Here is a 24,193-nt window from a genome sequence, read left to right as displayed (position 1 = left end):
CGGATGCACCGATGCCAACAGTCGTGCAAACTCTGGCTTTGACAATTCCTGCCGGCTTGATATCATTTGCATACGAATGAATTTCCTGCCTTGAATGCTCGGGAAAATCTTTCGGCAGGATCCCCTCTCGGGAAGCCCATTCTGGGAAGGCAAAGCGTGATCCGTTACGCAAAACCCACCACGGTCGACGACGCCCTCGCTTTGCTGGGCGAAGGGCAATGGCGCATCCTCGCCGGCGGCACCGACTTCTATCCGGCACAGGGCAGCAAGCCTTTCCGCGACAATGTCCTCGATATCAATGGGCTGGTGGCATTGCGCGGCATTGCCGAAGCCGAAAACCATTGGCTCGTCGGCGCGCGCACCACCTGGACCGATCTCGTCCGCCATCCTCTGCCGGCGGCTTTCGACGCGCTGAAGCAGGCGGCGCGGGAAGTCGGCTCGGTGCAGATCCAGAACGTTGCCTCGATTGCCGGCAATCTCTGCAACGCCTCGCCGGCCGCCGATGGCGTGCCGGCGCTGCTGGTGCTCGATGCCGAAGTCGAACTGCGTTCCGCTGTGGCGACCCGGCATCTGCCCCTTGCAGAGTTCATCCTCGGCAACCGTCGCACCGCACTGCAGCCCGGCGAAATGGTCACGGCAATCCGCATTCCCAAACCCGCGACCGCCGGCAGCTCCGCCTTCGTGAAACTCGGCGCGCGGCGTTATCTCGTCATCTCCATCGCCATGGCCGCCGCACGCCTGGCCGTCGAAGATGGTATGGTCAGGAACGCGGTCGTCGCCGTCGGTTCCTGCTCGGTTGTCGCCAGGCGGCTGGCGGGTGTCGAGGCGGCGCTGCGCGGCCGGCCCGTCGGCCACGCGCTGGCCACTGCGATCCAATCCGCACCGATGGACGAGCTGTCGCCGATTGGCGACGTGCGCGGCAGCGCCGCATATCGGCTGGACGCTGCGCGCGAGATCGTCGCCCGCGCCGTGCTTGGTGCGATGGGCGCTGTTCCCGACGAAAGGGCGGCGGCCTGATGAGCATGGAGCGCGTCGACATCGCCTTCGAAGTCAACGGCGCCGCCGTCAGGGTTTGTGTGCCGCCGGTGCGGCGGCTGTCCGCGGTGCTGCGCGACGAGTTGCGGCTGACCGGCACCAAGATCGGCTGTGATGCCGGCGACTGCGGCGCCTGCACGGTGCTGGTCGACGGCGAGCCGGTCTGCGCCTGCCTGATTCCCGCGGCTTCCGCCTCCGGCACCGTGGTGACGACGGTCGAAGGCCTCGCCAATGGCCGGCTGTCGGGGCTGCAGGCCTCGTTTCTCAGCCATGGCGCAGCGCAATGCGGCGCCTGCACGCCCGGCCTGCTGGTCGCCGCAACGGCACTCCTGGACAGGACGCCTTGCCCGAGCGAGGCCGAAACGCAGGATGCGCTGGGCGGCGTGCTCTGCCGCTGTACCGGCTACCGCAAGATCGTCGCCGCGGTGATGGATGCTTGGCGCCACGCCGACGGCCTCGATCAGCGCATGCCATCCTCTGGCCATGCCGTCGGCTCCTCCCCGATCCGCCTCGATGGCCTGCCGAAAGTCACCGGCGGCGAAAAATTCGGCGGTGATTCATTCCCGGCCGACGCATTGTCGGTGCTGGTGGTCCGCTCGCCGCATTATCATGCCGCTTTCACTTTTGGCGATCTCGGCAGCTGGGTGAAATCCCGTCCTGGCATTGCCGGCGTCTTCACCGCCGCCGACATTCCGGGAAAGAATTGTTTCGGCGTCATCGCGCCCTTCGCCGACCAGCCGGCGCTGGCCGAAGGGGTTTCGCGCTTTCGCGGTGAGGCGGTGGCGCTGGTTGCCGGCGAACGAGAGGCTATCCTCGATCTCGACCTTGCCGATTTTCCTGTCAGTTGGACCGAGTTGCCGCATTTTCTGGAAACTGGCGAAGCGCAGGCCGGCGGTGCGCAACTGGTCCATGAAAACCGGCCCTCGAACCTGCTCACCTCCGGCTTCGTCGAGCGTGGCGACCCGGAAGCCGCGCTTGCCGGTGCGGCTATCGTCGTTTCCGGCGCCATCGACACCTCCTATGTCGAGCACGCCTATATCGAACCGGAAGCCGGCTATGCCTTCATGGACGGCGACACGCTGGTGGTCGTCGCCTGCACGCAGGCGCCCTATATGGACCGCGACGACACGGCAAAAGTGCTCGGCCTTGCCCCGGAAAAGGTGCGCATCGTGCCGACCGCCACCGGCGGCGGCTTCGGCTCCAAACTCGACGTCTCGCTGCAACCGCTCATCGGCCTCGTCGCCATGAAAACCGGCCGGCCGGCGGCGCTCGCCTACAGCCGCACCGAATCGATGATCTCGACCACCAAGCGCCATCCGGCTCTGATGAGAGCGAGCATCGGCGCCGATGCCGACGGCCGCGTCACTGGCATGGTCTTCGCCGGCGATTTCAACACCGGCGCCTATGCCAGCTGGGGGCCGACGGTCGCCAACCGCGTGCCGGTGCACGCCTCCGGCCCCTATGCCACGCCGAACTATCGCGCCGAAGGCCGCGCCATCCACACCAATGGCCCGATTGCCGGCGCCTTTCGCGGTTTCGGCGTGCCGCAGGCGACGATCATGCAGGAGACCCTCTATGACGACCTGGCCGACAAGCTCGGCATGGATCGGCTCGATTTTCGCCTGAAGAACTGCCTTCGGAACGGATCCGAAACAGTCACCGGGCAGCGGCTCGAGTCGGGCGTCGGCATCGCCGACTGCCTCGAGGCCCTCCGTTCACATTGGCAGCGTGCCGTTCGCGATGCCGAAGCGTTCAATGCCGGTAGCAGCATCAAAAAACGCGGCGTCGGCATCGCTTCTTGCTGGTACGGCTGCGGCAACACCTCGCTGCCCAATCCGTCGACCATCAAGGTCGGCATCTCGGCATCGGGCGCAGTCGTCCTGCATCAGGGTGCGGTCGATATCGGGCAAGGCTCGAACACCGTCATCGCGCAGATCTGCGCCGATGCGTTGGGTCTTCCGCTTGAAAAATTCATGCTGAAAGGCGCCGACACGGCGATCACCCCCGACGCCGGCAAGACCTCGGCCTCGCGCCAGACCTTCGTCACCGGCAAGGCCGCCGAAAAGGCCGGCCGCGCCTTGCGCGAGGAGATCTTGCGTTTCGCCAATGTCTCGGAAAAGGCGGCGATTGCGCTGGACGGCACAAGCCTGAGCATCAGGGAAGGCGAAGCGACCCGCCGCGTCGATCTTTCCTCGCTGAAGGCAGACCCCGAAGGCTTTGTCTTTCGCGCCGAGGAAAGCTACGACCCGCCGACGCTGCCGCTCGATGCCAAGGGCCAGGGCAAGCCTTATGCCGTCTATGGCTATGGCGCGCAGATCGCCGAACTGGAGGTCGACCTCAGGCTCGGCACCGTGAAGCTTATAAAAATCACCGCCGCTCACGATGTCGGCAAGGCCATCAACCCTTTATTGGCAGAGGGCCAGATCGAGGGTGGCATCGCCCAGGGCATCGGCATGGCGCTGATGGAGGAATTCATCCCCGGCCGCACCGAAAACCTGCACGACTATCTGATCCCGACGATCGGCGACGTGCCGCCGATCGAGACCATCCTGATAGAAGTTCCGGATCCGGAAGGACCCTTCGGCGCCAAGGGTTTGGGCGAGCATGTGCTGATCCCGACGGCGCCGGCGATCCTCAACGCCATCCGCCACGCCACCGGTGTGCTGGTCACCAAAATTCCGGCGACGCCGACCCGCATCCGCGCCGCCATCCTCGACAAGGAGGCGCGCCGATGAGCGAGCTTGCCGAACGCTTCGAGACCCACGATCCCGGCGAGAAGCTGGTGGCCGAGAAGATCCGCTGCGATGCCTGTCCAGTCATGTGCTACATCGCCGATGGCCGCACCGGCGCCTGCGATCGCTACGGCAATGTTGGCGGCAGGATCGTGCGGATGGATCCACTGACCATCCTCGACCACGCGGCCGAGACCGGCGCCGCAATCGTACCCTTTGCCGAAGAGGGCGAGGCATGGGACGGCGAACTGGTCAACACCGGCCGCCGCTTCGTCACCGCCATCGGCGCCGGCACCACCTATCCCGATTACAAGCCGGCGCCCTTCATCGTCAGCCAGGAGGTCGAGGGCGTCGATCTGGTCACCGTCGTCACCGAGGGCATCTTCTCCTATTGCGGCGTCAAGGTGAAGATCGACACCGACCGTCATATCGGCCCCGAAACGGCTACGGTCCGTGCCCAAGGCGAGGCGATCGGCCATGTCACGACCGGCGAATACGGCTCGCAGATGCTGTCGCTGGGCGGCGTACATCATCTGACCGGCGGCTCGAAGGCTGAAGGGCGCGCCACCTGCGACGCCATGCTCGCCCTGTGCAACCGCAAACCGGTTGAACTCGTCATCGACGGCGGCGCCACCGTCATCGTCGAAGCCGGCAAGCCGCCGGTCATCGACGGCAAGCTCGAGCAGCGCATGCGCGTCGGCTGCGGTTCGGCTACCATAGGCATGTTCGCGACCCAATGGCGCGGCCTTGTCGACGAGGTGGTGGTGGTCGATGACCACATCACCGGCGTCGTCTCCGAGCATCAGGCCGGCAAGGTGCTTGGCTGGCAGGATACCGGCATCAAGATCATCGGCCGCCGTTCGACGCCGGGCCGTTATTTCAAGGTGTCGGAGCCCGGGCTCGGCTGGGGCGGCACCAGCATTTCCGACCCGCTGTCGATCCTTGGTGAATGGAACGCCAAAAAGGGTGCGCGCCCCGGCATGTCGCTGCTGATGGTCTCGACCACCGGTGAGCAATTCGCCTATTACGAGCTCGACGACGAATTGAAGCCGGTGCAGAAACCGTTCCCGGAGCGGCTGCGGAAGTCGGTCGAACTGATCGAGGACAATTGCGAGCCGGCGCTCTGCACCGTGCTTTTCGTCGGCGGCGCCGGCGGCTCGCTGCGCGCCGGCGTCACCGAGAACCCGGTCAATCTGACCCGCTCGGTGCAGGGCTTGACGACCTACGTGACGGTCGGCGGCGCGCCGGTCTATGTCTGGCCGGGCGGCGGCATCACGCTGATGGTCGAGGTCACCCGCGTCCCGGAAGGCGCCTTCGGCTATGTGCCGACGCCGGCGTTGGTGGCGCCGATCGAGTTCACCATGCGCCGCGACGATTATGTCAGACTTGGCGGCTACGAAGCCGAAATCCGCAGCGTCGACGATATCCTGGCCAAGGGCGGCGAATATCTCAATCCGCGCCGCGGCACGGCCGCACCCCGTGACAATCCCTGGCCGCCGCTGGCGCAGTTGCGTCGCGCGACCGCAAACGGGGCCGGGCGATGAACGGCCCGCAGGCGCATTGGCTCGAGGACGGCCGGAGGCTTCACCTCAATCATGGGCCGATCGACCTGATCGTCGAGGCATTCGGCGAGGCGAGTGAATGCAGCGCCGCACATCGCCAGGCAGTGGCGCGCTTCCAGACAATCCTGCCCGAACTGGTCGAAGAGTTGCCCGAACTGCGGCGCCCGGCCGCCTCGCGGCCACGTGCTTTCGCTGGCCCGACGGCGCGCCGCATGGAAGCGGCGGTCGTTCCGCTAGCGAAACAATTCATCACACCGATGGCGGCTGTCGCCGGCTCGGTAGCCGACGAAGTGCTTGGCGCGCTGCTTGCCGGCCGCCGGCTCGAGCGCGCCTATGTCAACAATGGCGGCGACAGCGCGATCTATCTCGGCCACGGCCAGTCGATGACGCTTGTCATTGCCGGGACAGGTCATGGGTTGGCAGATCGTCTCACGATCCGCCCCGAAGACGGGATCCGCGGTGTCGCGACAAGCGGCTGGCGCGGCCGCTCCTTTTCGCTGGGCATCGCCGACGCGGTCACGGTGCTGGCGCGAACGGGTGCTGAAGCCGATGCCGCCGCGACCTTGATCGCCAACGCCGTCGATCTGCCCGGTCATCCGGCCGTTAGGCGCGTGCGGGCGCGCGATCTCGCACCTGACAGCGACCTCGGCGACCGTTTGGTGACGCAGGGCGTGGGGCTGCTTTCCGCCGCTGAAATCGATATTGCACTGGAAGGCGGATTTGCCGTTGCCGAGGAGTTTCGGCGGCGCGGCCTGATTGCCGCCGCGGCGCTTTTCCTCGGCGGTCAGGCGCGCATCGCAGGTCCGATGGCGCTCGCCAATAAAGTTTTAGAGAGGGAAATTGCTCATGCCTGAGTTTCCGATCCGCAAGATCGCCGTGCTGACCGAAGAGATTTTTCACGAAGGCGGGCCGGTGGCGAAGGTGCCGCGGCGCCGCGCGGCGGCCATGGCTGTGGTCAAGAACCCGTTCGCCGGCCGTTACGTCGAGGAACTGCAGAGCGCCATGGAGGATTTGAAGCCGCTCGGGCTGCTGCTCTCCGACAGGCTTATTGCCGCATTGGGCGGCGACGTCAAACAGATCGACGGTTACGGCAAGGGCGCCATCGTCGGCATGGCGGGCGAGCTGGAGCATGGCGCGCTGTGGCATGTGCCGGGCGGCTATGCCATGCGCGAACGGCTCGGCGACGCCAAGGCGATCGTGCCCTCGGCGAAGAAGGTCGGCGGCTTCGGGGCGCGGCTCGATGTGCCGCTCGGCCACATCAACGCCGCCTATGTGCGCAGCCATTTCGATGCCATGGAAATCGGCACCAGCGATGGCCCCCGTCCCGACGAGATCCTGTTTTGCCTCGCCATGACCTGCGGCCCGCGCGTGCACGACCGCATGGGTGGGCTGGCGGCCAAGGACATTAAGGCATGGGATGGGCTGCGGTGAGCGCCGAGGACAATCTGCTCAAGCTGGTCGAGGCCGAGGAGCCTGACGAAAACGACTATCGCTTGCAGGAGCAGGTCGGCTTCATCCTGCGCAAGGCGCATCAGCGCCATGTCTCGATCTTCGCCGCACACATCGCCGATCTGACGCCGCCGCAATTTGCCGCTTTGGCCAAATTGCGCGACGTCGGCGAGACCTCTCAGAACCAGCTTGGCAGCCTGATCGCCATGGATGCGGCGACCGTGAAGGGCGTCATCGACCGGCTGAAAGCGCGTGGCTTTGTCGAACTTAGCAAACACGAAGTCGACAAACGGCGCCTGCTGGTCAATCTGACCGCCGAGGGGCGCGACGCGATCGAGCGGCTGATTCCGCTTGCCCGTGAGATTACGCAGGAAACGCTGGCGCCGCTTTCCGCCAAGGAAGCGGCCATTTTCATGAAGCTGCTGGCCAGGCTGGCTTGAGCTGCTGCCTGCCGGCGTTTGGTTGTTGTTCCTGCCGGGCGCTGAACGCCCGGCAGGAAAGCCTCGTCTCAGAGGCCGTTGTCCTTCAGGATCTGGGCGGCATTTTCCTTGGTGATCTTCTGCGTCGGCAGGGTGATCGTCTTTTCCACCTTCTCGCCGTTCAGGAACTTGATCGCCTGCCGCAGCCCTTCGGCGCCCGGCGTCACATAAGTGAACGTCGCCGTCAGCTCGCCATTGGCGACCAGCTGCACGCCTTCATTGGGCAGGCCGTCGATGCCGATGAACTTGATGTCCTTCTCACGTCCGACGTCCTTGGCGGCAAGATAGGCGCCATAGGCCATCGGATCATTGTGGCCGTAGACAAGATCGATTTTCTCGTTGTTGCGCAACGCCGTCGCCATGATGTTGTAGGCCTGGTCCTGCTTCCAGTCGCCCGACTGCTGGTCGAGCAGGTATTTTATGCCCGGCTCCTTGTCGGTGAATTCATGGAAACCGTCATGGCGGTCGTGTGCCGGCTGGGTGCCCATGCCGCCCCAGATCTCGACAACGTTGCCGGCGGCCTTGCCCTTGCCGCCAAGCAGCTCGACGGCATATTCACCGGCAGCCCGGCCGATCAGCTTGTTGTCGCCGCCGACGAACTGCGTGTAGTCGTTGGTTTCGACGTTGCGGTCGAGCACGAAGACCGGGATCTTGGCATCGATCGCCTGCTGCACGACACCGGTCAGGCCGGCGGATTCTTTCGGTGATACCAAGAGCGCATCGACCTCCTGACGGATAAGGTTTTCGACATCGGCGACCTGCTTCTCGGTCTTGTCCTCGCCGTCGGTGATGATCAGCTCGACTTCCGGATGCTTGGCCGCTTCGGCCAGGATGTCCTTGTTGAACTGGGCGCGCCAGGGTTCGATGGTCGTCACCTGCGAGAAGCCGATCTTCCACTTCTTGTCCTGCGCATGGGCGCCGCCGCCAAGCATGGCGGTCGTGGTCAGGAGTGCCGCTGTCAGCCCGGCGAGCTTCAACAATTCACGTCGTTTCATTTCTTGTTTCCTCCAATATTCAGAGACGCGGTCTCTTGCGACGGCCGCTTTGCCGCGGCCGTTTCCTTGTGCGCTTGCCCGCCGGGCAGTCGCAGATAGAAGAGAAGATCACCGGCACTGCGCTCCTGTACGAGTACGGTACCGATGATGATCATCCCCTTCAGCACCAGCTGAAGGTTCGAATTGATGTTGTGCAGCTGCAGGATGTTGGAGAGCAGCCCGAAGATCAGCACGCCGCAGAACGTCCCGGTGAGGCTGCCGCGTCCGCCCATCAGGCTGGTGCCGCCGATGACCACGGCGGCAATCGCGTCGAGCTCCAGCCCGGCGCCGGCGTCCGGCTTGCCTTGCCGGTACTGCGCGACATAGAGCACCGCCGCGATGCCGGCCAGCAGCCCTGACACGGCATAGGTGGCGATCTTCACGCGGCCTGCGGCGATGCCCGACAGCCGCGCCGCCTCCTCATTGCCGCCGATCGCATAGACATAGCGGCCGAACGGGGTGAAGCGCAGCACAGCGCCGTAGATCAGGATGGCGCCGAGGAAGAACAGGCCCGGCATCGGGATCACACCGAATACCAGCGAGCGCAGCATTTCGAAATCGGCCGTGGCGTTCGAGCCGGTATAGACCGGCAGCACCGCATTGTTCTGGCCGGCGGTCAACCGGGCGATGCCGAGCGCCGTGACCATCATCGCCAGCGTGACGATGAAGGGCTGCAGCCGCCCGGCGACGATGATGAAGCCGTTGAGCGCACCGAACAGCAGGCCGACGCAAGGCGCCACCAGCAACACGCCGAGCACGCCGAATTTTGAGCCCACCTGCGGCAGCAGGAACCACAGCACCAGACTGCACAGGATCACCCCGACAATGCCGGGCGTCACCAGCCCGCGAACGCTGTCCAACCTGATGTCGTGCATGGCCTGCGCGCCGGCGCGGGATTTTTCGATGTTCAGCAGGATGAAACGAGTGACGAGAATGCCGAGGCAAAGGGCTGCCAGGGCAACTGTCGGCACCCCCAGCACCACCGCCGGCGTCACGCCGGGGACCGTCAGCAGCATGGCACAGACGACCGTGCAGATAGCCATCAGCGAGCCGACGGAAAGGTCGATACCGCCGGTGATGATCACCGCAGTCATGCCGGTGGCAATCAGCCCGGTGGTCGACACCTGGCGCAGCACATCGAGCAGGTTGCCGTAGGACAGGAAGATGTTGTTGCCCTTGGAGCTGATCGGCGAGCCGAGCACGCCGATCAGGAAGATGGCGATCAGGCCCCAATAGAGCTTCGTCCGGGACAGGATATGCAAAATGCTCATGCGGCAGGCCTCGTCATCGTCCGTCGCGGCGCCGCAAGCCGCATGATGGCCTCCTCGCTGGCTTGCGCGCGGGATAGGATTCCCGTCTGGCGGCCGTCGGCCATGACCAGGATACGGTCGGAAAGATGCAGCAGCTCCGGCAATTCCGAGCTGATGACGGCGATTGCCAGCCCGTCTCGCGCCAGCTTGAAGATGAGATCGTAGATTTCCCGCTTGGCACCGACATCGATGCCGCGTGTCGGCTCGTCAAGCAGCAGCACCCGCGGCCTCGTCGCTAGCCATTTGCCGATGACGACCTTCTGCTGGTTGCCGCCGGACAGCGTGCCGGCCGGCTGCTCGACGGTCTCGCAGCGAATGCCGAGCGCCTTGACGGCGTCCCGTGCCAGCCCTTGCTCACCGGCCAACGAGCGCACGCCGAACCGCGCCAGGGCGCCGACCAGCGGCAGCGCGACATTGTCGGTGATCGAGGCCTCGAGATGGAGGCCCTGCGTCTTGCGGTCTTCCGTGACCAGGGCGATGCCGAGCCGGCGCGCATCGCGCGGCGAACGGATTTCTACTGCCTCGCCATCGAGCCTGATCCCACCGCCGGCACGTCCGCCGCTGGACCCGAAGATGGTTTCCAGGATTTCGGTACGGCCCGAGCCCAGCAGCCCGCCGATACCGAGGATTTCTCCTGCGGCAAGATCGAAGCTGACGCCATCGAGCACGGTGCGCCAACCATTGCGATTGGGCTTCGACAGCGACAGCTCGCTTACGGACAGGACCGTGTTGCCACCGGGGATGCGGTGCTCCTGGGAGGAAGCAAGCAGGTTTCGCCCGACCATCGCCGAAATTATGGCGTCTTCGTCGAGCTTGTCCATCGCCCGCGTCAGGACGTGGCGTCCATCGCGAAACACGGTGACGCGGCTGGCCAGATGCATGACCTCGTCGATGCGGTGCGAAATGTAGACGATCGCCACGCCGCTGTCGGCGAGCTGGCGGATGATGCGGAACAGCCGCTGGCATTCGGCCGGCGAAAGCGCCGAGGTCGGCTCGTCCATGATCAGAATGCGCGCCGACATCGACAGCGCCTTGGCGATCTCGACCAGCTGCTGTTCGCCGACGCGCAAGGCACCGACGCGCGCATCCGGGTCGAGCTCGATGCCGAGCCTTTGCAAGAGCGCGCCGGCAGCGCGGCTGCTCGCCTTGCGGTCGACGATCAGCCCGGCGATCAGCTTCTCGCGGCCGAGAAAGATATTGTCGGCGACGCTAAGTTCGGGAACGAGGTTCAGCTCCTGGTGGATGATGGCGATGCCGGCGCGCTCGGCCTCGCGGACGCCGGTAAAGCGCACCGGGTGGCCATCGATACTGACCGTTCCGTTATAATCCGTGTAGACGCCGGACAGTATCTTCATCAGCGTCGACTTGCCGGCGCCGTTCTCGCCCATCAACGCATGGACTTCGCCGCGCCGCAGCTCGAAGCCGACATCGACGAGTGCTGCGATGCCGCCGAAGGATTTGGAGATGTGCTCGGCCCTCAGCACGATAGCCGAGCCGTCCGCCGTAGCGCCTTCCGCAGGGATGGAATTGCCGTGCTGCATGACAAGGACGGCCTCCCTCCGTCGTCACCGAACACCTCAAACGCTAATCTAAACGTTTCGATCATGTCAAGGCAATATCTGGAGCCTGAGATTGTTCCATTTCAATTCTTGCGCAAAATCATAAGATTCCGTACGTATTGCTACCGTGAAGTGGTGAAACGTTTCGAAAATGACAGCGTCAGGACGAAAAAAGCAGCGCAAATTCACTGCTCCGACTATGCTTCATGTGGCCGAGGCCGCGCGTGTTTCCGTGGCCACCGTATCGGCGCTGATCAACGGCACCGCGACCGTCAGCCCCGAGCTCAGCCAGCGCATCGAACAGGCGATCCGCGACATTGGCTATAAGCGCAACGCCATCGCCCGCAGCCTGAAGATGGGCACCACACGCACCATCGGGCTCACCGTCCCACACATCACCAATCCGTTCTTTACCGACGTGGTTTCGGTTATCCAGCAGGCTTTCGACCGGGCCGGCTACGCCGTCATGCTGTGCTGCACCGACGAGCACCTGAACACGCAGGACGACCAGATCAGGCTGTTGCTCGACCGCATGGTCGACGGACTGATCGTCGCGCGTGTCGGTGACGGCGCGATCCTCAAACGGATTGTCGACGACGCCAATGTGCCGGTCGTGCTGCTCGACCGTGTTTGCCAGGGTGTCGACACCGATGCCGTCGTTCTCGACAATCAGCGCGCGGTGTTCGACGCCATCAATTACCTGATCGATCTCGGCCATCGGCGCATCGGCTACATCTCCGGCTCGTTCGATATCTCGCCGATGCATGACCGCATGGCGGGATACCGCGAGGCCCTCCAGGCCGCCGGCCTGCCGGCCGAGGCCGAACTCGTCCGCTTCGGCAACTTCCATGAAGTCGACGGCTACAACGCCACCATGCAGCTGCTTTCGCTGCACGACCGGCCGAGCGCCATCTTTTCGGCCAACAACCCGATGGTGATCGGCACCATGAAGGCCATTCGCGATATCGGCCTGTCCTGTCCGGAGGATATTTCGGTCGCCTGCTTCGACGACTTTCCGTGGTCGGATGTGTTCCGGCCGCAATTGACCACGGTCGCACAGCCGGTGCAGGCGATTGGCGAACAGGCGGCCAATCTGCTGCTCGACCGGCTCGCCGGAAACAGGGATGCGCCGCCGCGCAAGCTGACGCTCAAGGGACGCTTGATGATCCGCAATTCATGCCGTCCGCTAGGTGCAACTGCGCAGAGCGTCAGCGCGTAGCGCTTGGGCTCTGTTCAGAAACTTTGCAATGCCGGACGGACAGCGCTCCCTCTGTCCTGCCGATCCCGGGCCTTCGCAGCCACTACGGGCGTTCGTCTTTCGAAAACCGAGCAATTGAAAGACGCGGCGCCGATCGAGCCAAGTGGCCAACAATCAGCCAGCCGACAGTCAGGAAAATCTTGGCAATCGAAGCATGTCGGTTTAGGAATATGACGAGATGCGACTGATCGTTCACACGGGCGCCGGCTTGAGTCATGCGCGTGAAATCGATCCTAATCGGGCTGGGACTTGCTGGGATGGTCGCATTCTCCGGCTGCACCACCGGCGGAGCGTTACAGACCTTTCCCCAGGCCTATGGCGGCCTCACCGACGCCGGTTTTCGCGTTCCGCCGGTTCCGATCTACAAGGTTGACCAAAAGTTCCATCGGCAGACAGTGCCTTATGCGACTGATGAGGCGCCGGGCACCATCATTGTCGATACAGGAGCGAAGTTCCTCTACTACGTGCTGGGAGACGGTCAGGCACTGCGCTACGGCATCGGCGTCGGCAAGGCGGGCTTCGAGTGGCATGGCACTGCTCACGTTGCGAGGAAGCGCGAATGGCCGGATTGGAGCGCGCCGTCTGCGATGATCGTGCGCGAGCAGAAGCGAGGCCGCATCATACCGGCCCATATGGAGGGCGGACTCATGAACCCGCTCGGGGCGCGGGCGCTCTATCTTTTTAACGAGAAAGGTGACACTGGATATCGCCTGCACGGTAGCCCCGAATGGTGGTCCATCGGCAAAGCCGTGTCTGCGGGCTGCATTCGCCTCATGAACCAGGACATCATCGATCTCTATGACCGCGCCACAATTGGCACCAAGGTGATCGTCATTTAGTGGACGCCGCGTTTCCCGCTAACGGACGAGCATGACGGATCGAAAAGCTCCGCGCAAAACGCGCGAAATGTTCGCGATGTCTTCGCACACCTGTTCGCGATGTTCCCTGCCTAAGGCCGGCCTTGCCCGCAGCAGAGGCAAGTGGCGAACCAACTCTCAGGCAGCTTCCGACAGCGATTTGTGAGCGTCGGCCAGGATCTCGAACGAGCGCACCCGCGCCGCATGGTCGAAAATCTGCGCTGTGACCATCAGCTCGTCGGCCCCTGTGCGGCGCACAAACGCCTCGATGCCTTGCCTGACTCTTTCGGGAGAGCCGACGACGGCGCAGGAAAGCGCCTGGCCGAGCATGGTCTTGGCCATAGGGTCGAGGTCGCGCTCATATCCTTCGACCGGCGGCGGCAATCGGCCGGGCCGGCCGGTGCGCAGATTGACGAAGGCCTGCTGCAGCGAGGTGAACAACAACCGCGCCTGGGCATCGGAAGGAGCGGCGAAGACGTTGAGGCCGAGCATCACATAAGGCTTGTCGAGCTGCTCCGAAGGCTGGAAACGCGAGCGGTAGATCTCCAGAGCATGGTCGAGCTCGGCCGGCGCAAAATGCGAAGCGAAAGCGTAGGGCAGGCCGAGCATGGCGGCAAGCTGCGCGCCGTAGAGGCTGGAACCGAGAATCCAGATCGGCACCTTTTCGCCTTCGCCGGGCACCGCGCGGATGCGTTGGCCGTCTTCGGCCGGCTGCAAGTAACCCATCAGCTCGATGACGTCCTGCGGGAAATTGTCGGCGCCAGCGTCGAGGTTACGGCGCAGCGCCCGTGCCGTGGCCATGTCGGTGCCGGGCGCCCGGCCGAGGCCGAGATCGATGCGGCCAGGATGCAGAGCGTTAAGCGTACCGAACTGCTCGGCGATGACCAGCGGGGAATGATTGGGCAGCATGATGCCGCCGGCGCCGACGCGTATCGTATTGGTGCCGCCGGCCACATGGGCAATGACCACCGAGGTGGCGGCGCTGGCGATGCCCGGCATATTGTGGTGCTCTGCCAGCCAATAGCGCCGGTAACCCAGCCGCTCGGCATGACGGGCGAGATCGAGCGAATTGGCGAGTGACTGTGAAGCGTTGCTGCCTTCGACGATCGGCGACAGGTCGAGAACGGAAAGAACGGTCATCGGCGCGGGTTTCCTGTGGGCCGAAGGGATGTAGGAAGCCGTTGCCGAGGCGGCAAATTCAAAATGTTGATGGAGCGCTGAGGGCACAACGGACGTGCGACCGATGCAAGGTCGTGATCCGCACCAATCGGGGGCGCTTTTGACCCTTTAAGCCGCTACTTTTTCGCCTCGTCAATTTCTTCGTCCTCGATCGCTGCCGTGTGCTGCGCCGCCAGGAAATTGCCGACATGGCTGAGACCGTCGAAATGATCGCAGAACACCTTGATGACGACCAGCAGCGGCACCGCCAGCAGCGCGCCGACGAAACCCCACAGCCACGACCAGAAGGCGATGGCGATGAGGATCGCCACTGCGTTGATTTCGAGACGGCGCCCGACCACCGTCGGCGTCACGAACTGGCCTTCGACGACATCGCACATAAGGACGAAGGCCGGCGCCAGCAGCGCATAGGAAATCGTGTCGAAGCTTATCAGCGCGATGATCGTAACCAGCGTGATGGTGGTCAGCGCCCCGATATAGGGCAGGAAATTGAGCAGAGCCGCTGCCGCGCCCCAGACCTGCGCGTTGGGCACGCCGAGCGCCCACAGGCCGAGCCCGATGACCACGCCGAGACATGTATTGATGACCGTGACAGTAAGCAGATAATGCGAGATTTCACGTTCTACGTCGTAGACGACGCGCAGCGCCCGCTTCTTTTCGCTGAGACTGGGGAAGGACTGGACGATCTTTTCATAGAACATCGTGCCCGAGGCGAGCAGGAACAGCGACAGGACGAAGACGATGGTAACGCTGGCGCCGGCCGACAGCACATTGCCGGCGGCCTGCGAGAGAATACCGGATGGCGCCGTCGCCACCCTCTGAACGCCCGGCTCCTGGGATGTCTGTGTCAGGCCCTCGATCTGGCGCGAAATCTCCACGATCCGTTCGAACGGACGGCGCAGTTGTGCCAGACGTTCGGTAAGCTGCTGGCCGATCGTCGAGGTGTTGTTGATGAGGTCGATGACCGGGCCGCTGAGCAGATATCCCGCGACGGCGACGAGGCAGAACGAAAGCAGCACCAGCAGTGTCGCTGAAATGACATCGGGCATGCCATGCTTGCGCAGGAAGCGAACGATCGGCGTCAGCGTCAGCGCCAGCAGGAAAGCCAGAATGACCGGCATGAAGAAGGCGCGGGCGAAGTAAAGCGCGTAGATCGCCATGAGGATGAAGATGCCGACGAGCAGCGAACGCATCAGATGCGCATCCGCCCGCGCCTCGACGCGCGGATCCGGGCTTTCGGCAGCGCTTGCGCCCGAAGCGTCGGGTTCGGCTTTCATTCTGACCCTCGGCGGCACACCGCGATTGGTGCAGACCGTTGGCGAAAACGCCTCTGTCGCTTCAAGGTTCCGTTAGCCGGCGTCACCGGCCAGGCCGCCTCGCGGCCTTGCCGGTGAATCAGGTGACTGGGAATCAGGCAACCGGCGCCGCCACGGCGGGAACGGCCTTCGCAGTTTCCCGGCGCACGATCGGCGCCACTTTGGTTCCGTAGAGTTCGATGGCCTTCATCACCTTGGCGTGCGGCATGGTGCCGATCGCCATTTGCAGCAGGAAGCGGTCGTTGCCGAATATCCTGTGCTGGGCAAGGATCTTCTCGGCCACCTGTTCTGGATTGCCGACGAACAGCGCGCCGTTTGGGCCGCGCGATTGGTCGAAATGTGCCCGCGATGTCGGCCCCCAGCCGCGCTCGCGGCCGATGCGGTTCATCACCTCGGCCTGCGGCCCGTAAAAATCGTCGGCTGCCTGGTCCGTGCTGTCGGCAATGAAGCCGTGCACGTTGAGACTGGTGGCAAGGCTTGCCGGATCGTTGCCGGCGCGCCTGGCTGCATCCCTGTAGATGTCGAACAGCGGTGCGAACCGCGCCGGCTCGCCACCGATGATCGCCAGTGCCAGCGGCAACCCGAGCACGCCCGCGCGGGCGACGGATTGCGGTGTTCCACCGACGGCGATCCAGATCGGCAATTTGTCCTGCAAGGGCCGGGGATAGACGCCACGATCATTGATCGGCGCGCGCAGACGGCCCGACCAGGTCACCTTGACATGGTCGCGGATGGCGAGCAGCAGGTCGAGCTTCTCGGCGAAGAGTTCGTCATAATCTTCGAGATTGTAGCCGAACAGCGGAAAGGATTCGATGAACGAGCCGCGCCCGGCCATGATCTCGGCACGGCCGCCGGACAGAAGATCGAGGGTGGCAAACTGCTGGAAGACGCGCACCGGATCGTCGGAGGACAGCACGGTGACAGCGCTGGTCAGCCTTATGCGCTTGGTCCGTTCGGCCGCCGCCGCCAGCGCCACCGCCGGAGCCGAGGCAGCATAGTCGGGACGGTGGTGCTCGCCGAGACCAAAGACGTCCAGCCCGACCTGGTCGGCGAGCTCGATCTCCTCGATCAAATTGCGCAATCGCTCATGCGCACCGATCGCACCGGGACCCGGTTCCGGGCTGACGTCGGCGAAGGTGTAGAGACCGAGTTCCATACTGTCATCTCAGCGTTTTGTCTTGGCGGTAGCGATCAGTCCGCCGCCCCGCCAGATGCCTGGATGGTGAACAGTGCGGGTGCTTTCGGCCGAATTCAATCGAAATGGCGTCTCCCGGCTGCAACAGATCAGAATTTCATGGCTGGCATACCGTTTTGGCGCTTGAACTCTCGGTTTTCACGCGTATGTAAGCCTCGCAAATTGACTTCAGGGAAGTGGACTTGGCTATCTATAGGGAAAAAGACGTTTTCGAGCGGCGCAATGCCGCAAACGAGGCAAAGAAGGCGCTTCTGGAGCGCTTCAAGGCAAAGCCGGCGGCAGATGATCCAGCGGTGCTGGCACGACAGGCCGAGCGCAAGGCAATCCTCGAGGCCCGCGCTATACGCGAGGCCGAAAAGGCCAGGCTGAAGCAGGAAAAGCTGGCGCGCGAAGCGGCCGAAAAGGCCGAGCGCGAGGCAGCTGCCGAAGCGGCACGCATCGCTGCGGAAGAAGCCGCACAGGCCGAAGCGAAGATCCGGGAAGCTGAAGAGAACGAGCGCATCGCCCGTTTTCTTGCCGACGAGGCCGAACGCAAGGCCAAGCGTGATGCGCGCTATGCCGCGCGCAAGCAGCGCACCGGCAGGACGCCGCCCGGCTTCTCCGCGCGATAGCGCTTTCCGGCGCTAATCAGCCGAATTCAAGAATCAGGGCCGCCTTGCAGCGGCCCCGCACGCGTTGGTCTGTCGGAATCGGCTAAGCCGCGAGCTTCAGTCCCATGATGCCGCAGACGATTGGCGCGATGCAGGCCAGCCTGATCGCCGTCGCTGGGTCGCCGAGCAGCCATATCCCCAACAGCGCCGTGCCGACCGGCAACGCCTTCAGCGCCAGGCCGAGCAAGGTCAGGCTGACGATCATCGAGGCTACCGTCAGGACGGTTGGCAGCGGCTTCGAGAATCCGTCGGTGTATTTGAGGCCGATCGCCCAGCCGATCTCGAACAGGCCGGCGAGGAACAGGAAAACCGACGACATCGGAACGCTCCGTTTCGATGGCTTTCGGCCGATTTCTTGAAAAGCGCAAAAATTGCCTTCGCCGCATCCAAGGGGATGCGCGTGAGCTTAATGAACAATCATACCGGCCGCGTTTGCGGCCGGTCGAAATAAGCCGAAACGGTAGCTGCGGCTCTACTTGTCCTTCAGCTTCATCGCCTTCACCGGCGGTGCCTTCAGGGCCGGCGCCGGAGCCGGTTTCTTCGCGTCCTTCTTCGGCTTGCGGGCCTCCTTGCCTGCCTTCATCGCACCCTTAGCCATGATTCGTTCCTCCAGTTGATATCTGGCGAAGTGAAACAAGAGAAAACGTTCGACTGCAAGAGGCCGCTGCCGTGCAGTCGCCTGGCCGATGGGCTGTCAACCGGTTTCTAATTCCCTCGTAAACCGCAGCGGTCCGTGCCATGGTCTTCTTCGCACTGCAGCATCAGCCCTCGCGTTTCGCCGGCTGATGATCAGGCAGGCCGGTCAGGACGACAATGCGGATCCACATCGGTTGCCAGATGAGCTTCGACTTCCCGCAGGAAACACCGCTGATCGCGATGCTAAATGTCCATTATTCGCGCGCATCCGATCTTGAGCGGCCGGACTTCCTGACGTCGAACCCGCCGGTGCCGATCGAGAGCTACCGCGACAGTTTCGGCAATTGGTGCAACCGTTTCGTTGCGCCGGCCGGGCGCTTTGCGTTCGGCACGGACGCGGTGATCCGCGACCCCGGCTCCTTCGAGACGCGCGAGCTGACGGCGTGGCAGCACGAGGTGCGCGATCTGCCGTCGGAGACGCTGCTGTTCCTGCTGCCCAGCCGCTATTGCGAGAGCGACGTGCTGTCGAATGAAGCGTGGCGACTGTTCGGCAGCACCCCGCTCGGCATTCCGCGCGTCCAGGCGGTCTGCGACTTCGTCCATAACCACATCGTCTTCAACTATTTCAATGCACGGCCGACGCGCACCGCCGCCGAGGCCTATCGCGAGCAGAGTGGTGTATGCCGCGACTTTGCTCATCTCGCTGTCGCCTTCTGCCGCGCCCTGAACATTCCGACCCGCTACTGCACCGGCTATATCAGTGATATCGGCCTGCCAAAGCCGTGGTCGGACATGGATTTCGCCGCCTGGATGGAAGTCTATCTCGGCGGCCGCTGGCACGCGTTCGACCCGCGCAACAACGCGCCGCGCATCGGCCGCATCCTGATTGCCTCCGGACGCGATGCCGCCGATGTGCCGCTGACCCACATTTTCGGGCCGGGCGCGCTGGCTGGCTTCAAGGTCTGGACGGACGAGGTCGTCGAATAGCCCGCGCCGCCCTTTTGAACAACTGACCTTGTGAACAACTGGGCGCTTCAGGCGTTGTGAGAGCTGTGGAGCGTGGGCGGACGCTCCGCCAATCTCGGGGCATCAACCAGGGCAGCACACCATGGCGGCGCATGGCGGGTCGAAAAAAGTGATCTATGCGGCGCTCGCCGGAAATCTTGCGATCGCACTGACCAAATTCGCCGCTGCCTTGTTCACGGGCAGCTCGGCAATGCTCTCGGAAGGCGTCCACTCGCTCGTCGATACCGGCAATGGCAGCCTGCTGCTTTACGGCATGCACCGTGCCGCGCGCCCGGCCGACCGCACGCATCCGCTCGGCCATGGCCGCGAGCTGTACTTCTGGAGCTTCATCGTCGCGCTCCTTGTCTTTGCACTGGGCGCCGGCATATCGTTCTACGAAGGCGTGATGCACATCATGGCGCCGGAGCCGATCGCCAACGCCAAGGTGAACTACGCTGTCCTTGGCCTTTCCTTCCTCTTCGAAGGCACCTCTTGGCTGGTGGCGCTGAAGGAATTCCGCCACCAAAAAGGCAGCCACGGCTGGCTTGAGGCGGTGCAGCTCAGCAAGGATCCGAGTGTCTACACCGTACTCTTCGAGGACAGCGCGGCACTTCTCGGCCTCGTTGTCGCCTTCGCCGGCATATTGGCGGCGGAATTGCTGGACATGCCGAAGCTCGACGGCGCCGCGTCGATCGGCATCGCGCTCATCCTGGGCGCGACCGCGATCTTCCTGGCACGCGAAAGCAAGAGCCTGCTGCTCGGCGAGCCGGCCTCGCCCGAGGTGCAAACAGAGGTGCTGGCCGTCATCCAGCAGGACCCGGCGGTGCAACGGGCAAATGGCGTGCTGACGCTGCATATGGGTCCGCAGGAGATCGTCGCCGCTTTGAGCATCGAGTTCGAGGATCATTTGTCGGCGCCGGAGATAGAGACCTGTGTCGAGCGCCTCGAGACGCGGCTGAAGGCGGAGATGCCGGAGGTGACGCGGCTCTTCGTCAAGCCGCAGACCACCGGCACCTGGGAACGCCGGAGCAAGGCCCTGGCGGCGTCCGGAGGGGAACCGGCCTGAGGAAAATGGCTGCGCCATCGGGCAGTCCCGGTTATGATTGCAGGCAAAAGCTCCAGGAGGAACGAAGATGAAAATCGACGGCGCGTGTCATTGTGGCGCTATCACTTACGAGGCCGAAGTCGATCCGGAAAAGACCACCATTTGTCACTGCATCGATTGTCAGAAGCTAACCGGAACGGCCTTTCGCGTCACCGTGCCGGCGTCCGAGGACAATTACAGGATCACCAATGGCGCGCCGAAGATCTACATCAAGACCGGTTCGAGCGGCGCCAAGCGTGCCCAGGCATTTTGCGGTGAGTGCGGCTCGCATCTCTACGCCACGTCGGCGGGCGAGGGACCGAAGGTTTACGGTATCAGGGTCGGCACGGCACGGCAGCGCGAGCAACTGGTGCCAAGAAAGCAGATCTGGCACCGCTCGGCGCTGCATTGGCTGCCGGAATTCGAAGGCACAACCATCATCGAGGAGCAGTAGCGCCAGACCGGGGCGAAGCCTCCGGTTCCGGCGCAGCTCTCAATCGTCGCCTTCGACGACCCTTAGCCTCAACTGCCCGGTTTTCGAATCGGCGACGCGCGGGCTGCTTTCCGCTTTTGCTCCGCTGCCATTCGAACCAGCGGTGTCCTCCGCCGGCTGCACGCCAAACTCCAGCGCCTCGATCTTTTGTCCGCGCCTGGTCACCTTCGATGTCGAGACCAGGATGTCCTCGATGTCCTTGGCCGATTGGCCGAAATGCGTCTGCAATTTGCGCACCCGCTCGTCTAGCCGGGAGACGTCTTCCATCAGCCGGATAACCTCGCCCTGGATCAGGTGTGCCTGTTCGCGCATGCGCGCATCCTTGAGGATCGCCTGGATGACCTGGATCGACAGCATCAAAAGCGATGGCGAGACGATGACGATCCGTGAGCGATGCGCCTTCTGGACAACGGCCTCGAAATTCTCGTGGATTTCGGCGAACACCGATTCCGAAGGCACGAACATGAAGGCGGTGTCCTGCGTCTCGCCCTGGATCAGGTATTTTTCGGAAATATCGCGGACATGCACCTCGATGTCGCGGCGGAAAGCCTGTGCGGCGGTCTTCTGCAGTTCGGCGCCTTCGGCGGCCCGGATGGCATTCCAGGCCTCGAGCGGAAACTTTGCATCGATGGCAAGCGACGGTGCGCCGTTCGGCATCTTCACCAGGCAGTCGGGCCGGCTGCCATTCGACAAGGTCGCCTGGAATTCATAGGCGCCGTGCGGCAATCCGTCGGCGACGATGGCTTCCATACGCGACTGGCCGAAGGCGCCGCGCGTCTGCTTGTTGGAAAGGATCGCCTGCAATTGCACGACCTGGCCGGCCAGCGACTGGATGTTGCCTTGCGCGATATCGATGACCGCCAGCCGTTCCTGCAGCTTGGCGAGGCTCTCATGCGTCGATCTCGTCTGCTCGGTCATGGTCTGGCCCAGGCGGCCGGTCATGGCATCGAGGCGCTGGCCGATCGACTGGGTGAGTTCGGCCTGGCGCGCCCCGAACACTTCGGCGATGGCGCCCATGCGGCCCTGCATTTCCGCTTGGGATTGCAGAATGCCGGCCATCCGCGCCTCGGCGTCGCGGGCGTGGTCGGCGGCTTCGGCAGCCGCCACTGCACGCGCCTTGGCCGATCGCCAGAGCGCAACGATGAGCGCCACGAACAGGCCGAGGAACAGCATTGCGCCGAAACCCAGGGCATGGCCGAGCGTGATCGTGGTGGCGCCGAGGCGGGCGACAGGTTCGGACAGGATGGTGGCCAGATCGTTCATGTCGACAGCATAGATGATTCGGTCTGCCGGCGCAGATCAAAACGTGAACGACCCGAAGGCGCCCCGGTTGACGCTTTTCCTGCGAGGTCTTAGGTGAGACACCATGTCGATCAAGCCGCTTATCATCCTCCCCGATCCCGTCCTGCGCCAGGTTTCAAAACCGGTCGAGCGTGTCGACGGCGATCTGCGCAAACTGGCCGGCGACATGCTGGACACCATGTATGACGCACCCGGCATCGGCCTCGCAGCGATCCAGGTCGGCGAACCCTTGCGCATGCTGGTGATCGACCTCGCCAAGGAGGACGAGACGCCGGCGCCGCACGTCTTCATCAATCCCGAAATCCTTGAAAGCTCCGACCAGCGTTCGGTCTATGAGGAAGGCTGCCTGTCGATCCCCGATTACTATGCGGAAGTCGAGCGCCCCGCCGCGGTGCGGGTGAAATATCTCGATCGCGATGGCAAGCTGCAGGAGATCGAGGCCGAGGGGCTGATGGCGACCTGCCTGCAGCATGAAATCGACCACCTCAACGGCGTGCTGTTCATCGATTACATCTCCAAGCTGAAGCGCGACATGGTGGTCAAGAAATTCAAGAAGCTCGCCAGGGACAAGGCGCCGGGCAAGATGGTGGGGTAGGCGTCGACGAATGCCCCTGCGTGTCATCTTCATGGGTACGCCCGAATTCTCCGTGCCGACGCTGCGGGCGATTGCCGGGGCCGGGCACGAGTTGGCAGCCGTCTACACGCAGCCGCCGCGCGCCGGCGGCCGGCGCGGGCTCGAACTGACGCCGTCGCCGGTGCAGCGCGAGGCGGAGCGGCTTGGCATCGAGGTGCGGTCGCCGGTGTCGCTGAAGGGCGAGGCGGAGCAGGAGGCGTTCCGCGCGTTGCGTGCCGACGTCGCCGTGGTGGTCGCCTACGGGCTGCTTCTGCCCAAACCCGTTCTCGAGGCGCCGCGGCTCGGTTGCCTCAACGGCCATGCATCGCTGCTGCCGCGCTGGCGCGGCGCTGCCCCTATCCAGCGCGCCATCATGGCCGGCGATACCGAAACGGGCATGATGGTGATGCGGATGGAGGAAGGCCTCGACACCGGCCCTGTGGCAATGGTTGAAAAATGTCCCATTGGACCCGACATGACGGCCGGCGATCTGCACGATCGGCTGATGGTCTTGGGTGCTTCGCTCATAGTGCAAGCGCTCGAACGGCTGGAGCGGAATACGCTGACATTTACCACACAGGCGGAGGTGGGGGTGACCTACGCCAAGAAAATCGATAAATTGGAGACTCGCATAGACTGGCTGCGACCTGCCGGCGACGTGCACAACCAGATTCGCGGCCTGTCGCCCTTTCCCGGTGCATGGTGCGAGGCCGAAATCGGCGGCCGCGTGGAACGGCTGAAACTGCTTCGCTCGACGCTCTCGCAAGGCGCCGGCGAACCGGGAGGAATTCTCGATGACCGGCTGACGGTCGCCTGCGGGTCAGGCGCGATCAGGCCGGTCGAAGTTCAACGTGCGGGCGCAAGGCCCATTGCCGCGCAGGAGTTTCTGCGCGGGGCCAAGCTCGAAAAAGGAATGAAATTGTCATGAGCATGATGTCCATACGCGCGGCGACGCCGCGGGACCGCGAGGCGATCCGCCTTGTCGAAGAACACGCATTCGGCCAGCAGGCGGAGGCCGGACTGGTCGACGCGCTGGTCACCGGCGGTGATGCCGTCGTCGAACTGGTGGCGGACGAAGACGGGCAAGTGGTCGGGCATATCCTGTTTTCACGGCTTTTCGTGCAGAATGGCGGCAAGAGCTTCCCGGCGGTGGCTTTGGCTCCTTTGGCGGTCGAGCCGTCGTTCCACGGCACCGGCATCGGCGGTGCGCTGGTCCGCGAGGCGCATATCCGCCTGAAGGCTGCTGGCGAGACGCTCGCCGTGGTGCTCGGGGATCCCGCTTACTATGGACGTTTCGGTTACAGCCGCGCCCGTGCAGCGAAGTTCGAGAGCGAGTACCAAAGCGAAGCCCTGCAGGCGCTTGCCTGGGACGAGGCGCCGGAGACCGGCAGGCTGGTCTACGCCTCGGCCTTCGGCTCAGCCCTCGCCGCCTGATTTCGCCTCGA

24 protein-coding genes are annotated in these 24,193 nt (G+C 63.9%); 15 read left to right on the top strand and 9 right to left on the bottom strand.

Translation table 11 applies throughout. The features are described 5' to 3' along the window. Positions 1-156: 156 nt before the first annotated feature. Genes NKH93_RS10620 through NKH93_RS10595 form a run of 6 tightly spaced genes read left to right on the top strand, consistent with a single transcriptional unit; the run spans position 157 to position 7,218 of the window. The gene (locus NKH93_RS10620) at positions 157-1,017 is read left to right on the top strand and encodes an FAD binding domain-containing protein (RefSeq protein WP_352970205.1); all 861 of its coding nucleotides are present in this window, start codon (positions 157-159) and stop codon (positions 1,015-1,017) included. Beyond that, a complete protein-coding gene (locus NKH93_RS10615; protein WP_352970203.1) occupies positions 1,017-3,770 on the top strand; it encodes a molybdopterin-dependent oxidoreductase in 2,754 nt (917 codons plus the stop codon). The genes NKH93_RS10620 and NKH93_RS10615 overlap by 1 nt, the downstream gene beginning before the upstream one ends. After that, positions 3,767-5,311: a 6-hydroxynicotinate reductase gene (locus tag NKH93_RS10610; RefSeq protein WP_352970201.1), complete on the top strand. Its 1,545-nt coding sequence runs from the start codon at positions 3,767-3,769 to the stop codon at positions 5,309-5,311. The genes NKH93_RS10615 and NKH93_RS10610 overlap by 4 nt, the downstream gene beginning before the upstream one ends. Then, positions 5,308-6,183: a UPF0280 family protein gene (locus NKH93_RS10605; RefSeq protein WP_352682301.1), complete on the top strand. Its 876-nt coding sequence runs from the start codon at positions 5,308-5,310 to the stop codon at positions 6,181-6,183. Before NKH93_RS10610 ends, NKH93_RS10605 begins: the two co-directional genes overlap by 4 nt. Further along, positions 6,176-6,760: an amino acid synthesis family protein gene (locus NKH93_RS10600; protein WP_352970199.1), complete on the top strand. Its 585-nt coding sequence runs from the start codon at positions 6,176-6,178 to the stop codon at positions 6,758-6,760. The genes NKH93_RS10605 and NKH93_RS10600 overlap by 8 nt, the downstream gene beginning before the upstream one ends. Further along, on the top strand, positions 6,757-7,218 hold the full coding sequence (locus NKH93_RS10595) for a MarR family winged helix-turn-helix transcriptional regulator (RefSeq protein WP_352970341.1): 462 nt from the start codon (positions 6,757-6,759) through the stop codon (positions 7,216-7,218). The genes NKH93_RS10600 and NKH93_RS10595 overlap by 4 nt, the downstream gene beginning before the upstream one ends. A gap of 68 nt (positions 7,219-7,286) precedes the next feature. Here NKH93_RS10595 and NKH93_RS10590 read toward each other — a convergent pair whose 3' ends face one another. Genes NKH93_RS10590 through NKH93_RS10580 form a run of 3 tightly spaced genes read right to left on the bottom strand, consistent with a single transcriptional unit; the run spans position 7,287 to position 11,142 of the window. Then, the gene (locus NKH93_RS10590; RefSeq protein ID WP_352682299.1) at positions 7,287-8,252 is read right to left on the bottom strand and encodes a substrate-binding domain-containing protein; all 966 of its coding nucleotides are present in this window, start codon (positions 8,250-8,252) and stop codon (positions 7,287-7,289) included. Next, positions 8,249-9,562 carry an ABC transporter permease gene (locus NKH93_RS10585; protein ID WP_352970196.1) on the bottom strand — a complete coding sequence of 438 codons (1,314 nt, stop codon included), beginning with the start codon at positions 9,560-9,562 and terminating at the stop codon, positions 8,249-8,251. Before NKH93_RS10585 ends, NKH93_RS10590 begins: the two co-directional genes overlap by 4 nt. Then, positions 9,559-11,142, bottom strand: coding sequence for a sugar ABC transporter ATP-binding protein (locus NKH93_RS10580; RefSeq protein WP_352970194.1), 1,584 nt, complete (start codon positions 11,140-11,142; stop codon positions 9,559-9,561). The genes NKH93_RS10585 and NKH93_RS10580 overlap by 4 nt, the downstream gene beginning before the upstream one ends. A gap of 217 nt (positions 11,143-11,359) precedes the next feature. Here NKH93_RS10580 and NKH93_RS10575 point away from each other — a divergent pair, with 217 nt between their 5' ends. Further along, a complete protein-coding gene (locus NKH93_RS10575; protein ID WP_352970192.1) occupies positions 11,360-12,379 on the top strand; it encodes a LacI family DNA-binding transcriptional regulator in 1,020 nt (339 codons plus the stop codon). Between the two features lie 254 nt (positions 12,380-12,633). Beyond that, positions 12,634-13,257, top strand: coding sequence for a L,D-transpeptidase (locus NKH93_RS10570; RefSeq protein WP_352472366.1), 624 nt, complete (start codon positions 12,634-12,636; stop codon positions 13,255-13,257). Positions 13,258-13,413: 156 nt separating this feature from the next. Here the strand turns inward: NKH93_RS10570 and NKH93_RS10565 are convergent, their stop codons facing one another. From NKH93_RS10565 to NKH93_RS10555, 3 genes are all read right to left on the bottom strand, one after another. Continuing rightward, positions 13,414-14,415 carry an LLM class flavin-dependent oxidoreductase gene (locus NKH93_RS10565; RefSeq protein ID WP_352970190.1) on the bottom strand — a complete coding sequence of 334 codons (1,002 nt, stop codon included), beginning with the start codon at positions 14,413-14,415 and terminating at the stop codon, positions 13,414-13,416. Between the two features lie 155 nt (positions 14,416-14,570). Then, on the bottom strand, positions 14,571-15,731 hold the full coding sequence (locus NKH93_RS10560; protein WP_352970188.1) for an AI-2E family transporter: 1,161 nt from the start codon (positions 15,729-15,731) through the stop codon (positions 14,571-14,573). A 133-nt stretch (positions 15,732-15,864) separates the two neighbouring features. Continuing rightward, positions 15,865-16,926, bottom strand: coding sequence for an LLM class flavin-dependent oxidoreductase (locus NKH93_RS10555; protein WP_352970186.1), 1,062 nt, complete (start codon positions 16,924-16,926; stop codon positions 15,865-15,867). 221 nt (positions 16,927-17,147) lie between these two features. On the opposite strand from NKH93_RS10555, the gene NKH93_RS10550 reads away from it, so the two are divergent. Beyond that, the gene (locus NKH93_RS10550; RefSeq protein ID WP_023718183.1) at positions 17,148-17,576 is read left to right on the top strand and encodes a DUF6481 family protein; all 429 of its coding nucleotides are present in this window, start codon (positions 17,148-17,150) and stop codon (positions 17,574-17,576) included. 82 nt (positions 17,577-17,658) lie between these two features. On the opposite strand, the gene NKH93_RS10545 is transcribed toward NKH93_RS10550, so the two are convergent. Together NKH93_RS10545 and NKH93_RS10540 are read right to left on the bottom strand one after the other, a co-directional pair. Then, positions 17,659-17,934 (bottom strand): DMT family transporter, encoded by a 276-nt coding sequence (locus NKH93_RS10545; RefSeq protein ID WP_352970184.1) that lies wholly within the window; start codon positions 17,932-17,934, stop codon positions 17,659-17,661. Positions 17,935-18,087: 153 nt separating this feature from the next. Then, positions 18,088-18,213, bottom strand: a complete 126-nt coding sequence (locus tag NKH93_RS10540; RefSeq protein ID WP_013528464.1) for a hypothetical protein — start codon at positions 18,211-18,213, stop codon at positions 18,088-18,090. Positions 18,214-18,428: 215 nt separating this feature from the next. On the opposite strand from NKH93_RS10540, the gene NKH93_RS10535 reads away from it, so the two are divergent. From NKH93_RS10535 to NKH93_RS10525, 3 genes are all read left to right on the top strand, one after another. After that, positions 18,429-19,238, top strand: a complete 810-nt coding sequence (locus tag NKH93_RS10535; RefSeq protein WP_352501143.1) for a transglutaminase-like domain-containing protein — start codon at positions 18,429-18,431, stop codon at positions 19,236-19,238. 121 nt (positions 19,239-19,359) lie between these two features. After that, positions 19,360-20,322 carry a cation diffusion facilitator family transporter gene (locus tag NKH93_RS10530; RefSeq protein ID WP_352970182.1) on the top strand — a complete coding sequence of 321 codons (963 nt, stop codon included), beginning with the start codon at positions 19,360-19,362 and terminating at the stop codon, positions 20,320-20,322. A 67-nt stretch (positions 20,323-20,389) separates the two neighbouring features. Then, entirely contained in the window at positions 20,390-20,794 is a 405-nt protein-coding gene (locus tag NKH93_RS10525) for a GFA family protein (RefSeq protein WP_352970180.1), read from the top strand. 39 nt (positions 20,795-20,833) lie between these two features. On the opposite strand, the gene NKH93_RS10520 is transcribed toward NKH93_RS10525, so the two are convergent. Further along, a complete protein-coding gene (locus NKH93_RS10520) occupies positions 20,834-22,096 on the bottom strand; it encodes a DNA recombination protein RmuC (protein WP_352970178.1) in 1,263 nt (420 codons plus the stop codon). 103 nt (positions 22,097-22,199) lie between these two features. Here NKH93_RS10520 and def point away from each other — a divergent pair, with 103 nt between their 5' ends. Genes def through NKH93_RS10505 form a run of 3 tightly spaced genes read left to right on the top strand, consistent with a single transcriptional unit; the run spans position 22,200 to position 24,182 of the window. Next, complete coding sequence (gene def / locus NKH93_RS10515; RefSeq protein WP_352455964.1) at positions 22,200-22,730, top strand: peptide deformylase; 531 nt, start codon at positions 22,200-22,202, stop codon at positions 22,728-22,730. A 16-nt stretch (positions 22,731-22,746) separates the two neighbouring features. Continuing rightward, positions 22,747-23,676, top strand: coding sequence for a methionyl-tRNA formyltransferase (gene fmt / locus NKH93_RS10510; protein WP_352970339.1), 930 nt, complete (start codon positions 22,747-22,749; stop codon positions 23,674-23,676). Beyond that, a complete protein-coding gene (locus NKH93_RS10505; protein ID WP_352769478.1) occupies positions 23,673-24,182 on the top strand; it encodes a GNAT family N-acetyltransferase in 510 nt (169 codons plus the stop codon). Before fmt ends, NKH93_RS10505 begins: the two co-directional genes overlap by 4 nt. Positions 24,183-24,193 lie beyond the last annotated feature (11 nt).

The sequence above is a fragment of the Mesorhizobium sp. M0954 genome (genome assembly GCF_040319155.1).
Lineage (GTDB): Bacteria > Pseudomonadota > Alphaproteobacteria > Rhizobiales > Rhizobiaceae > Mesorhizobium.
The sequence above is the reverse complement of the archived record's forward strand: the minus strand, read 5'-3'. Positions and strand labels throughout refer to the sequence as shown.

What these genes read in the sequence shown, in the direction of transcription:
- NKH93_RS10540 (WP_013528464.1), bottom strand. Translation starts at nt 18,213, where the DNA reads ATGGCTAAGGGTGCGATGAAGGCAGGCAAGGAGGCCCGCAAGCCGAAG.
- NKH93_RS10520 (WP_352970178.1), bottom strand. Translation starts at nt 22,096, where the DNA reads ATGAACGATCTGGCCACCATCCTGTCCGAACCTGTCGCCCGCCTCGGC.
- NKH93_RS10555 (WP_352970186.1), bottom strand. Translation starts at nt 16,926, where the DNA reads ATGGAACTCGGTCTCTACACCTTCGCCGACGTCAGCCCGGAACCGGGT.
- NKH93_RS10560 (WP_352970188.1), bottom strand. Translation starts at nt 15,731, where the DNA reads ATGAAAGCCGAACCCGACGCTTCGGGCGCAAGCGCTGCCGAAAGCCCG.
- NKH93_RS10580 (WP_352970194.1), bottom strand. Translation starts at nt 11,142, where the DNA reads ATGCAGCACGGCAATTCCATCCCTGCGGAAGGCGCTACGGCGGACGGC.
- NKH93_RS10600 (WP_352970199.1), top strand. Translation starts at nt 6,176, where the DNA reads ATGCCTGAGTTTCCGATCCGCAAGATCGCCGTGCTGACCGAAGAGATT.
- NKH93_RS10565 (WP_352970190.1), bottom strand. Translation starts at nt 14,415, where the DNA reads ATGACCGTTCTTTCCGTTCTCGACCTGTCGCCGATCGTCGAAGGCAGC.
- NKH93_RS10570 (WP_352472366.1), top strand. Translation starts at nt 12,634, where the DNA reads ATGCGCGTGAAATCGATCCTAATCGGGCTGGGACTTGCTGGGATGGTC.
- NKH93_RS10605 (WP_352682301.1), top strand. Translation starts at nt 5,308, where the DNA reads ATGAACGGCCCGCAGGCGCATTGGCTCGAGGACGGCCGGAGGCTTCAC.
- NKH93_RS10590 (WP_352682299.1), bottom strand. Translation starts at nt 8,252, where the DNA reads ATGAAACGACGTGAATTGTTGAAGCTCGCCGGGCTGACAGCGGCACTC.
- NKH93_RS10505 (WP_352769478.1), top strand. Translation starts at nt 23,673, where the DNA reads ATGAGCATGATGTCCATACGCGCGGCGACGCCGCGGGACCGCGAGGCG.
- NKH93_RS10615 (WP_352970203.1), top strand. Translation starts at nt 1,017, where the DNA reads ATGAGCATGGAGCGCGTCGACATCGCCTTCGAAGTCAACGGCGCCGCC.
- NKH93_RS10530 (WP_352970182.1), top strand. Translation starts at nt 19,360, where the DNA reads ATGGCGGCGCATGGCGGGTCGAAAAAAGTGATCTATGCGGCGCTCGCC.
- NKH93_RS10585 (WP_352970196.1), bottom strand. Translation starts at nt 9,562, where the DNA reads ATGAGCATTTTGCATATCCTGTCCCGGACGAAGCTCTATTGGGGCCTG.
- NKH93_RS10610 (WP_352970201.1), top strand. Translation starts at nt 3,767, where the DNA reads ATGAGCGAGCTTGCCGAACGCTTCGAGACCCACGATCCCGGCGAGAAG.
- NKH93_RS10575 (WP_352970192.1), top strand. Translation starts at nt 11,360, where the DNA reads ATGCTTCATGTGGCCGAGGCCGCGCGTGTTTCCGTGGCCACCGTATCG.
- def (WP_352455964.1), top strand. Translation starts at nt 22,200, where the DNA reads ATGTCGATCAAGCCGCTTATCATCCTCCCCGATCCCGTCCTGCGCCAG.
- NKH93_RS10525 (WP_352970180.1), top strand. Translation starts at nt 20,390, where the DNA reads ATGAAAATCGACGGCGCGTGTCATTGTGGCGCTATCACTTACGAGGCC.
- NKH93_RS10545 (WP_352970184.1), bottom strand. Translation starts at nt 17,934, where the DNA reads ATGTCGTCGGTTTTCCTGTTCCTCGCCGGCCTGTTCGAGATCGGCTGG.
- NKH93_RS10535 (WP_352501143.1), top strand. Translation starts at nt 18,429, where the DNA reads ATGCGGATCCACATCGGTTGCCAGATGAGCTTCGACTTCCCGCAGGAA.